Origin of the sequence: Clostridium tunisiense TJ, assembly GCF_000300195.1 — a bacterium.
Classification (GTDB): domain Bacteria; phylum Bacillota; class Clostridia; order Clostridiales; family Clostridiaceae; genus Clostridium_J; species Clostridium_J tunisiense.
The window spans coordinates 102,028-113,824 of record NZ_AMQH01000005.1; the positions used below are offsets into that span (position 1 = coordinate 102,028).

Consider the following 11,797-nt stretch of genomic DNA (forward strand, 5'->3'; position numbering starts at 1 on the left):
AAAGGATACTAATTTGAATTTTAAAGCAAAATAATCTAATGATTCATAGTATCTTAAGATATAGTTATAAGTACATACTAATTCCTATAAAAATATAGAATTTTGTTATACCAAATTTATTTAAATAGAGTTTTCAAAGATGAATTTTTAGCTACTATAAACACTAATTATATTGTAAGCAAAATCACCCTTTTTCATGTTGGAATAAATTTATTCTAACTAAATACAATATATTATAATGAACTATTTAAATTATAGTACAATTTTGCTCATATTAATATTGACGGGAGAAAGAAAAATGAGATTAACTCAGTATATAATTAAAATCATATTACGGTATAAGCATCATAATATATCAGCTCTAGCCTCTCAAATGGCCTTTGATATGATGTTTGCTTTTTTCCCTTTTTTAATATTTCTTTTAACTATGGTAGGGTTTACTAATGTAAATCCTAATGAAGTATTAGTAATTCTGGCAACAATGATGCCATCAGAATTACATGCTTCTGTATCCACTTTAGCTCTACAGTTATTACAAACAAGAAATACTAACTTACTATCTATCTCATTATTATTTACCTTGTATACCGCATCTAGAGGGTTTAGGGCTATTATTTATGGATTAAACGAAGCCTATGAAGAAAAAGAAACTAGAGGGTATATAAAGATTATCTTTATTTCAGTGTTTTTTATGATAGGAGTATCTTTAGTAATAATCTTCCTGCTTTTATTTTTAGTTTTTGGAGAAATGTTAAGCAAATATCTTGTAGGATGGATTGGGCTAGATGGAGATGTTGTTAGATATATTGGACTAATAAGATATCCTGTAGGATTTTTAGGCATGATAGTGGTTTTTTCAGCTCTATACTACTTTATTCCTTGTAAAAAGGTAAATTGGCTTGAAGTAATGCCAGGAGCAATATTCACTAGTTTTTTATGGATTATACTTTCTATGTTATTTGCTTACTATGTGAATAATTATGGAAACTACTCCGCTATATATGGAAGCATAGGAGCAATTATAATTTTAATGCTGTGGCTTCAAATCACATCCACCACCATTTTATTAGGTGGGGAATTAAATGCTCTTTTGGCTCATGATAGAGAGTTAAAATATAGGTTAAGTGAAAATAAGAGATAGATTATCCTAAGATTTTAGAGAAATACAAAAAAATATAAAGTATAAAAGCCTATATGCTAGTTTATTGCTTTATAACTGACTCTATAAATTAAAAATAAAACATTAGGTAACAGAAATAGGACCTAATCAATATTATATATTAATAGCTAAATAAACTATGAAGAACTCCTTCATAGTTTTTACTTTAAATTAAGTATTATAGATTTAATTATAAGTAGGTTTTATATTATAAATCCTTTAATTTAAAGCTTTAGCTCAGCAATACAAATAGGTGATAAGGTGTATCCATTGAAATTTAAGCCCATATATTTTGATAAGATTTGGGGAGGTAGAGGATTAGAAGCTATAAAGGATAACTTACCACAGGGAGATATAGGCGAGAGTTGGGAAATTAGCTGTCATAAAAATGGATCCAGTATAATTTCAAATGGAAAGTATGAAGGAATTACCTTAAAAGAATTAATAACCTTATATAAAGATAAAGTTTTAGGTGAGAGGTTTCAAGAGGAAGAGTTTCCTTTACTATTAAAATTCATTAGCGCTAGTGATAATTTATCAGTTCAAGTACATCCCAATGACTATTATGCAAAGCTATTAGAAGAGGACAGGGGAAAAACAGAGGCTTGGTATGTATTAGAAGCTGAGGAAGGTGCTAATCTTATAATTGGAACAAAAGGATGCAATGAGAATGACTTTATGGAGGGAATTGAAAGAGGAACCTTAGAAAAATGTTTAAATATAATTCCAGTAAAAAAAGGCGATGTATTCTTTATTGAGAGTGGACTAATCCATGCTATTGGCAAGGGGGTAGTGCTTCTAGAGATTCAGCAAAGTAGTGATATTACTTACAGGGTATATGATTATAATAGGGGAAGAGAAATTCATGTAGATAAAGCTATGAAGGTAATAGACTTTAACTTAAGCAGTAAAAAGCTTGAAGGAGAGCTTCAAGTCACAGAAGATTATCAGAGAAGAAAATATATTTCTTGTACGTACTTTGAATTTGAAGAATATGACATTAGAAATAATTTTCAGGATGATACTAAGGGTGAAAAATTTTTTCTGTATAGCTGCATAGAAGGTGAAGGGAAAATAGTATATTCTGAAGGAGAAGAGTCAATAATTAAAGGTGAAAGTATATTAATACCATGCTCCCTTGGGAAAGTTAAAATTTTGGGACAACTGAAACTAATTAAAGTTCATGTGCCATAAGGTATCTGAAAATAAATAAGAAGCCAAAGATGTGAAGGATATTTTGAGTTTACAAACAAGCTTGTTGACAAGGAAACAGAGTTCTTAGATGATAGAGCTATCTAAGAGTTCTGTTGACGCAGCATAACTCAAAATAGACGAGGGTACTGACTTATTTATCTTTTGAAGATGCCTAACTCATGATCCTAACTATCCTCCTAAAGATAGCGAGTTTATCGCTATCTTTTACTTTTTATAGTGTTATGTGTTAAAATAATCCTGTGAATGTTTAATAACATTGCAGTTAATAAAAGGTTTTGATACATTATGGATATAATATAAAGTTGGAAATCCTAAATCTAGGTATACACGCCTTCTATAGATTCTTAATAAGAAAAATTAGTAAGTTTATGTAAAATACCTAAGGAAGCTACATTCGAATTAAGGATATTAAGACTTTAATTCCATATACATTAATTTTTATGAGGTGATATTATATGAAAGTTAAAAAAGCCATAATACCAGCAGCAGGACTTGGTACTAGATTTTTACCTGCTACAAAAGCAGTGCCTAAGGAAATGCTACCAATAGTGGATAAGCCTACCATTCAGTACATAATCGAGGAGGCAGTAGCTTCTGGAATAGAAGAAATTCTTATTATAACAGGAAGAAATAAAAAGCCTATAGAAGATCACTTTGATAAGGCTATTGAACTGGAGCTAAACCTTGAAAAGGGTGGAAAACAAGATTTGTTGGAGTTAGTACATGAAAGCACTAACTTAGCAAATATACATTATATAAGACAAAAAGAACCTAAGGGTCTTGGTCATGCAATAAGTTGTGCAAAAGCCTTTGTGGGAAATGAGCCCTTTGCAGTTATGCTAGGTGATGATATTGTTGATAGTGAGGTTCCTTGCTTAAAGCAGTTAATCGAAGCCTATGAAGAAAAAAATGCTACAATTTTAGGCGTTCAAGAAGTAAAGAGAGAAAATGTTAACAAGTATGGTATTGTTAAAGGAACAGAAATTTCTAATAGAATGTACACTGTTGAAGATTTAGTAGAGAAACCAAAGGTTGAAGAAGCACCTTCTAATGTTGCTATATTAGGAAGATATATAATAACACCTGAGATTTTTAATATCTTAGAGCAGACCAAGCCAGGTAAAGGTGGAGAAATTCAACTAACTGATGCTCTTAAAACTTTGATTTCCAAGGAAGAAATGTATGCTTATGTCTTTGAAGGAAGAAGACATGATGTGGGAGATAAATTAGGATTCCTTCAAGCTACAGTTGAATATGCTTTAAAAAGAGAAGACTTAAAAGAGGACTTTAAGGAGTATCTAAAAGATATAATAAAATAATAGTCATAAAATCCCTGCACTTATAATAATATTTAATTAAATGAAGTTAAATAAAAGAAAAGCTAGGTAATGAGCTTAGTCTTATTGTCTATATTCTTTTATAGGATTTAAATTTGAAGCTTATAAAATCTTTAAATTTAAACATTATACTAATTAAATGTAAAGTGGGGGATTTTTTATGTCAAAGCAAAACAGAGGGAAAGCACTATGGAACTTACCATCAAGAGGAAGAGGGACTTGTCCAGTTTGTAAAGTTGAGAGAATTAAGGTTTTATATGATAAGACCCTAGGAGATGGTACTAAACTAAAGGTATGTAAAAGGTGTAGGAATAAAAAGATTCAAAGCTTAGAAAAGTAATATAGGCTGTACATTGTTTTTGTACAATAAAGTTTTTTTAAAACAATCTCTATTAAGGAAAATGCAAATGATGAGAGTTTGTTTATGAATTTTTTTTAATTAAGTCTATATAAATGAAGTCAAGTTGATAATGTAAGGAGAACAAAAATGGAGAAAGAGGTTGTCATCCATTTTTGTTCTTTCTATTTTATATAAAGAAGTTATAAATTTTACTCTAATTTCGACATACAGCTTATTATAGAGGAATTTATAGAGAATATAGAGTAAAGAATAATTAAATAATTAGTATACTAATTATTAGAGTAGCTAAATATAGTCATAGAGCCAAATGCGGTAGTATATTTTCATGTAAAATTTGGAAATCAAAAAATATGCAAGTAGTTTTTCAGGTGGAAAAACAGGAGAAAAAAATGAGCGATTTTAATTGGGATTATAACTATATTAAAAAATGCTTAAGGAATGAACGATATATGTAGAATTTGAAAGAAATTTAACGGAAAAAATTTGTAAAATACCTTTATATTATAGTGTAAAATATAAACTGCATGATTTATTTATAGTGTAAATAAGTAGTAGATATTGTATAGGAGGATATCAATGATTTCAATTACTAACGTAGATGTTGAATTTTATGATATTCTTTCGGACCCTGTAATAATTATTGGTGAGAATAATAAGATTTTGTACTGCAATGAAAGAGCTATAAGATTTTTAAGATTCTCCACCTTAATGGAGATAAAGAATTTGCCATTAGATAGTTTTGTACAGTTTATGGGTGATGAAGAAGTAAAATTTAATTATGAGTTTTTAAGCCAAAGAAAAATATTGAATAGAATAAGAACTAAGATAAGCACATCTTTTCATGAGAATATTAACGTTGAGATAGTTGGCAAAGGTGTTGTTTTTGATGGGATGGAAGCCATGCTGCTTTTGTTCAAGTTAGATGACTTACTTCACGAAGAGCAAAAGCTAGTTAATGATTATTTTGCGGATATAACAAGCAATGGATATAAAGACCTAGAAACAGTAGAAGATAATATTCAGGTGGAAGGATTGAATCAACTTAGTGAAGGAACTTTAAAAACTATAATTACCCATACACCTAATTCTGTGATTTTAGTTAAAAAAGGAGCAATCCTATTTGCTAATAAGGCAGGGGTTGAGCTTCTAGGCAAAGAAAGTGAGAAGGAAGTATTAGGGAAAGATTTCTTTGAGTTAGTTAAGTTTGATTTAGATGCAAAAGAAAATGTCATAAGTGATGCTAAAAAGTTAATGGTTAGTGATACAATGCTACCAGTAGTGGAAAGAAAGCTTACAAGAAAAGATGGCTCGCAAATTTATGCAGAATTAACAGCTATGTGTTTTAAAGAAAATGAAGAAATTTTCACCTTATTTATTGGTAAGAATATTACTAAAAAGGTAGTGGCTGAACAATGTCTTCAACGAAATCAAGCAAACTACTCTAAAATACTTCAATTCATGCCTTTTGGAGTAGCTATTTATAATGAAGATAAAGTTACATTTTCTAATGATGCCTTGTTTAAAATACTTGGAGTTCAATCCTTAAATGAGCTAAATAAAAAGAAAATTTTTGATTTTGTTCATAAGGATAGTTTAAAAGAAGGCTTTCAAATGTATAGGACTGTATATAAAAATATACAGCAATCAGAATTTAAAGAAATGATTTTAAAAAGAAAAAATGGCACAAAAGTTCAAGTGGAGATGGGGGCAGTACCCATATTTTTTGATAATAAGATGTCAGTGATTTTTGTTATTCATGATATAATGGAGAGAAAAAAAGCAGAAAAAGATAAATTTAAACTGGACCAAGCGTTAAAGTACGATAAGCTAAAAACTGAATTTATTTCTAACGTATCACATGAATTGAAAACTCCATTAAATATAATATTAAGCATCGTTCAAGTATTAGAGTTTAATCAAGGAAAAGAAGCAAAACATTTAGATAAGAATAAGTACTTAGGTGTTATGAAGCAAAATTGTTATAGGTTACTAAGGCTTATAAATAATTTAATTGATATTACTCGAATTGATGTAGGATATTTAAAAATGGATTTCGGAAATTATGATATTGTGAAAGTTATTGAGGATATAACTTTATCTACAGTAGAATATATTGAGAATAAAGGAATGTCCATAATTTTTGATACGGATGTTGAAGAGAAAATTATTGGTATAGATAGAGAAAACATGGAGAGAGTAATGCTTAACTTGCTTTCTAATGCAGTTAAGTTCTCAAAGGAAAATGGTGAAATATACGTAAAACTATCGGACTTGGGAGAAAAGGTAAGGATATCTGTAAAGGATAATGGCATAGGTATACCTAAAAATATGCATAAGAAAATATTTGAAAGATTTGTACAAAGTGAATCTCTATTTACTAGATCTCATGAAGGTAGTGGAATTGGGTTATCCCTAGTTAAATCTATAATGCAAGCTCATGGTGGACAAGTTTATGTTAAGAGTAAGGAAAATAGGGGCAGTGAGTTTATATTAGAACTTCCAAACATACTTTCAAAAAAGGAAAGTATAGCAGAACAAAAAAAAGCTGCTAATGCAGGAAATGTACAAAAAATACAATTAGAATTTTCAGATATATATAGCTAGTATAGAGCATTATTAGGAGATAATAAAACAAGATTATAGCTAGCCTACAGAGTATGTTTTTTTATACTTTGTAACACAGGTTATTGATGTTTAATTACTAAGGATATTTTAATAAACAAGTACAATATGATTATAGGATTACTAAATTATAGAATTTGGAAAAAATATTTACAAAGTGTTAACACATATTTATTGTTATTTTTTTCAAAGGATGATTATAAAGTTCTAGCATGGATAAAATCCTTAAAAGAAGAATATATATTTTGGAGGTAAACCATGAATAGAATTGTTTTAGTTGGAAGATTGACTAGAGACCCAGAAATGAAAGTTCTGGAGGATAATAACAAGGTATTAACTAGAATTATGTTAGCAGTAGATAGACCTTATAAGACCCCAGCGGGAGAAAAGCAAGTGGATTTTATACCAGTAGTGCTTTGGGGAAAGAAAGCAGAAATAGTTAGTGAATATTTAGTTAAGGGAAGTATAATAAGTGTTACTGGGAGACTTCAAACAAAAGTTTATGAGAATGCGGAAGGCCAAAGAAAGTTTATTTCGGAGGTAATCGCAGATGAATTCCAATTTATGAGCAGTAAAAGGGCAAATGAGAAAATAGTTTAAATAACTTCATATATAACTTCATAAATAAGTTTAGTTAATTGGAGAAATGTGTTTAGCGTTACTTGATAATGTTAAATTATTTCTCTTTATTTTTTTGTGTGCACTGAATTAATTATATGAATTAATCGTCTAGAAAGAGGTTTGGCTATGAAACAAATTTCATAAGTTTTAATATTTTGAAAACTATTTAAAAGTATATAAATATCTATGAAAAACTTGGTATAATATATTCATATAGTTAGGAGGTTAATTTATGGAGATTATAAAGTTTCAACAATTTAGTGAAAAGGTTAGGGGAAATATTGGAAAGGTAATAATAGGAAAGAAGGAAAATATAGACAAGATAACAGTAGCCTTTATTACCTCGGGTCATGTACTGTTAGAAGATGTTCCAGGGCTTGGAAAGACGAAACTATCGAGAAGTTTAGCTAAAACTATGAATTGCAGTTTTAAAAGAATTCAGTTTACTCCAGATTTATTACCATCAGACTTAACAGGGATTTATTTTTATAACCAACGTAGTCAAGATTTTGAGTTTAGAGAAGGACCCCTCTTAAGTCAGATAGTATTGGCAGATGAAATAAATAGGGCTACTCCGAGAACACAATCTGCTCTTTTAGAGTGTATGGAGGAAAGACAAATTACGGTGGAAGGAAACACTATTCCTTTAAAAAAACCTTTCTTTGTTATAGCAACGCAAAACCCTGTAGAGCAATTCGGAACTTTCCCATTACCAGAAGCACAGCTAGATAGATTTTTTATTAAGCTTTCCATGGGTTATCCAGATTATAATGAAGAAAAGCAAATGTTAGATAGATTTATGGAGTCAGACCCCTTAGATACCTTACAATCAGTTGTAACTATGGAAGAGATAGAGTATGTACAAAATAACTACAGTAAGGTTCATGTAAGCGAAGAAATTAAGAACTACATTTTGGACATTGTTAAGGCTACAAGAGTTCATAAAGAAATTGAACTTGGATGCAGCCCTAGAGCATCCTTAAATATGATGAAGGGGTGTCAAGCTTTAGCAGCCATCAGAGGAAGAGATTATGTTATTCCAGAAGATGTAAAAGAACTTGCAGTACCAATTATGAGTCATAGAATTATAGTTAAAAATGAAATAAATATTGGAAATAATAAAGCACAAAGCGTAATTAATGATATATTGAATACTGTTGAAACTCCCTTAGAAAAAATATAGGGGTGATACCATGTTATTTCAATATTTATTCTTAATAGCTCTGGTTGCCTTGCTTGTGATATTTGCTGATTTTACCAGAAGAAAGGGCTTTGACAATCTTAAAATATATAGAACTATAGACAACAATAGAATAGTAGAAGGTGAAACCTTTGAAATGACTATGGTACTAGAAAATAATAAGAGACTACCCTTATTTTTTCTGGCAATTGAAGAGAAAATTCCATCAGGATTAAAATATGCTAATGACGCAACCATGTTTAGGGAAGGCAATGATATTTGGCATGTTAGTAAGTATTCGGTTAAATGGTATGAAAGAAAGAAAAGAATATATACTCTAGTAGGTGCTGAGAGAGGTACTTACTTAATAAAAAATATGAGAATAAATGTAGGAGATATATTTGGATTTTCTGCTAATACCAAAGAGGAAGAAGATTATGTAGAAATTTTAGTTTATCCAAGAATTCATGGTATTAATAAGTATGAGTTTGATATCACTAATTTTCAAGGAGAAGATGCTGTTAGAAGGTGGATACACAAGGACCCTCTTTTTATTAAAGGGATAAGAGAATATAATGTTGAAGATAGAATGAAGGATATCCATTGGAAGTCCAGTTTAAAAATGAATAAGCTTATGGTTAAAGACTATGACTATACCTCAGAACGAGAGCTAGTTATAATTTTAAACCTTCAATGTGGAGATCCGTACTGGACAAACATTCAAAAAGATGCTATTGACTCAGGAGCTAGGATTGCAGCTTCTCTAGCAGCTAAGGCTTTAAAGGAAGGAATTCCTACTGGACTTTGGACAAACGCTCAGTTAGTAACCTTTGACACTAAAGCTCCAAATGAAATAAAGCCAGCTATGAATAGTTTTACTAGCATTATGGAGATGTGTGCAAGAGTAGATTTAGCTATAAAGTGCGATTTTAATGAGTATTTAACTAGCAGGCTTCAACACTTAAATCCTAATTGTACCTATGTAATTATATCCCCATACTTTAATGACAAGGATATAAACCTAATAACTAAGATGAGAAAAAATGGGTATAGGTTAAAAATTATAGATGTTTCTTTAAAATCCTCATTACCCAATATTGAGGGTATAGAAAAAATAGTATATAAAGGGGGAGTAAAATAATGAGTTGGTTTAGGCAAATAAAAACTCTGTACTCTTCAACATATGTGCTAATGATATATATTATCTGGACAATGTTAACTTGTACCTTCCTAGCTAATGAAGTATCCTTTAACCTTTATTTAATTACTTTGTTTAATGTGTTTTTAATGGAGTATTTATATGATAAGGAATATAAAAAGCACATAATTCTTTTAGTTCCTTTAATAATTGGAGCAGTAATATTATGGATTATTTACGACCCATATAAAGCGATACTAAATTATTTATTCTTTACAGCTTCAATAATTGTAGTTTATAGAGAAGAACCTAATCAAATAAATTATTATGAATATAAGCAAAGATGGATTGCAGGAGCTTATCTCATGGTAGGAGTCGCTGTATTTATTTTCATCTTTTCCTATCCATTGTTAGAGAAAATGTTTAGAGTATTTGTTATGTATCTGATTTTAGTGGTTATTAACTTAAGAGAAAGTTTAAGATATAGCTATAATATCAGAAGCAAACATTCTAAATATATAAACCTAGGAATCATAGGGTTCATGGTTATTATCTTTCAAGAGCACACCTATAGGATATTCTCAGCTATTGTTAAGTCCATATATGGAGGAATAAACTATATTTTAAATATAATTTTAGGCGTTATTATTATTATAGTACGTTATCCTGTTGCTTATGGAGTAGAACTTTTAGGTAAGCTATTTGCAAATAGGGAAATGAATGCTGAAGCAGTACTTGAAGGATTTGCAAAGGTTAATGTACCAATAGAAGAACTTTTTAAGCAGGATACTTTTACAGATGAAGCTTCTATAGCTTACGTAGCTGTAATATTAAAAATTATACTAGCTGCAGCTATAATAATAATAATTGTGAGAAGCATTTCAGCCTTAGTTAAAGTAGAAAAAAGAGAAGAAGGTTACGTTGAGCTCAGGGAAAAACTTAGTAACAAGAAAAAGAATAAAGAAGGGCTTATACAAAAGCTTAAGAAAACTATATTTAGGAAAAGAGGAAATCTTAGAGAAGAAATTCTTTACAGCTACAGTGAGTTTGAAAGAGTTACGGAAAAGGCAGAAATTTTCAAACCATATATGACTGCTTCACAACTAAAAAATGTAACAAAAATTAAAGTTGATAATATAGATAAACTAGATGAAATGACGGACATATATAATAAAGCTAAATTTTCTCAAAAAGAACTTAAAGGAGAAAACTTAGAAACCGTAAAAAGAGCTGTTGAAAATATAAAAGCACAACTCTAGAGATAACTTGTATTACTAATTTTTAATAATTTTAGTTATAGGATATTATGAGTAAATGAAAAACTAGGCTTCAAACACAGCTTTGTTTTAGGCAAAACTTCTTCTAGTAAGGTTGTTTAAAATAAACTAAATCATTATTTAGGAGTCTAGTTTTTTTCGACAAATGTATAAATTACATATTGATTAAAGTAACTTTTTAGGAAAGATTTTTACAAAAAGGTTGACGTTAAATTGATAAAACATAGGAGTTTACAAAAAGGTTGAAGAGTTAAATGAATGATTTTTACAAAAAGGTAGCGACTATTTTACAAAAAAGCTTCAACAAATTTAGTGTTTTCCGACACGAAAAGAACTATAATGACTACTTAAATGGAAATACAAGGAAAAAACTCTGATTTATACTATGTTGATATATCAATTTCATGATGATTGTGTCATTTTTAAGGGAGAATCTTTAAAAACTCCCACCATTAAGTGACACAATTTTTGTTTTTTAAGTGTTAAAATTTATTCATAGAGTTAGTAATAACAAGGGGGTTATCGAAGTGGTAGTTGAAACTTTAATGAATAAGGTATTGGAAGAGGGACGAGAGTTTACATACGTATATAAACTTCTGAAAAGTGATTTTCTTATGGAAGTTGATGGTAACCAAAGAAATGTACAAGCATATGGAATTGAGATAGAAACACAAGGTGTAGTTAATGGGAATATTGAAAAAATCTATAGCGATTGCGAAAAATATATTAGTCCTCAAAGACATAAGGTAAAAACATTATTAAAGTTATTAAGCGATAATACTGTATCACCAATCCATTTCATAGATATTGCTGGAGAATATATAGATGAATATATAAGTGATTTTGATGAAGAGTTTAAAGGAATAGCTAGTTGCTAAGGGAGATTT

10 protein-coding genes are annotated in these 11,797 nt (G+C 29.6%); all 10 read left to right on the top strand.

Going from position 1 to position 11,797, the window contains the following annotated elements; genetic code table 11:
• The first annotated feature begins 298 nt into the window (after positions 1 to 298).
• The 10 genes from C661_RS0104290 to C661_RS0104335 all read left to right on the top strand — a co-directional run bounded on the left by C661_RS0104290 (position 299) and on the right by C661_RS0104335 (position 11,788).
• Positions 299 to 1,141, top strand: a complete 843-nt coding sequence (locus C661_RS0104290; protein WP_017414069.1) for a YihY/virulence factor BrkB family protein — start codon at positions 299 to 301, stop codon at positions 1,139 to 1,141.
• A gap of 279 nt (positions 1,142 to 1,420) precedes the next feature.
• Positions 1,421 to 2,353 carry a type I phosphomannose isomerase catalytic subunit gene (locus C661_RS0104295; protein WP_017414070.1) on the top strand — a complete coding sequence of 311 codons (933 nt, stop codon included), beginning with the start codon at positions 1,421 to 1,423 and terminating at the stop codon, positions 2,351 to 2,353.
• A gap of 476 nt (positions 2,354 to 2,829) precedes the next feature.
• Positions 2,830 to 3,693: a UTP--glucose-1-phosphate uridylyltransferase GalU gene (galU, locus tag C661_RS0104300; RefSeq protein ID WP_017414071.1), complete on the top strand. Its 864-nt coding sequence runs from the start codon at positions 2,830 to 2,832 to the stop codon at positions 3,691 to 3,693.
• 178 nt (positions 3,694 to 3,871) lie between these two features.
• Entirely contained in the window at positions 3,872 to 4,051 is a 180-nt protein-coding gene (locus C661_RS0104305; RefSeq protein ID WP_017414072.1) for a hypothetical protein, read from the top strand.
• Between the two features lie 597 nt (positions 4,052 to 4,648).
• Positions 4,649 to 6,676, top strand: a complete 2,028-nt coding sequence (locus tag C661_RS22620; RefSeq protein ID WP_017414073.1) for a sensor histidine kinase — start codon at positions 4,649 to 4,651, stop codon at positions 6,674 to 6,676.
• 276 nt (positions 6,677 to 6,952) lie between these two features.
• Positions 6,953 to 7,294 carry a single-stranded DNA-binding protein gene (locus C661_RS0104315; protein WP_017414074.1) on the top strand — a complete coding sequence of 114 codons (342 nt, stop codon included), beginning with the start codon at positions 6,953 to 6,955 and terminating at the stop codon, positions 7,292 to 7,294.
• A 253-nt stretch (positions 7,295 to 7,547) separates the two neighbouring features.
• Complete coding sequence (locus C661_RS0104320; protein ID WP_017414075.1) at positions 7,548 to 8,498, top strand: AAA family ATPase; 951 nt, start codon at positions 7,548 to 7,550, stop codon at positions 8,496 to 8,498.
• A gap of 10 nt (positions 8,499 to 8,508) precedes the next feature.
• Positions 8,509 to 9,636, top strand: a complete 1,128-nt coding sequence (locus C661_RS0104325) for a DUF58 domain-containing protein (RefSeq protein WP_017414076.1) — start codon at positions 8,509 to 8,511, stop codon at positions 9,634 to 9,636.
• Complete coding sequence (locus tag C661_RS0104330) at positions 9,636 to 10,892, top strand: hypothetical protein (RefSeq protein ID WP_017414077.1); 1,257 nt, start codon at positions 9,636 to 9,638, stop codon at positions 10,890 to 10,892. The genes C661_RS0104325 and C661_RS0104330 overlap by 1 nt, the downstream gene beginning before the upstream one ends.
• Before the next feature lie 545 nt (positions 10,893 to 11,437).
• A complete protein-coding gene (locus tag C661_RS0104335; protein ID WP_017414078.1) occupies positions 11,438 to 11,788 on the top strand; it encodes a DUF6514 family protein in 351 nt (116 codons plus the stop codon).
• The last annotated feature ends 9 nt before the right edge of the window (positions 11,789 to 11,797 follow it).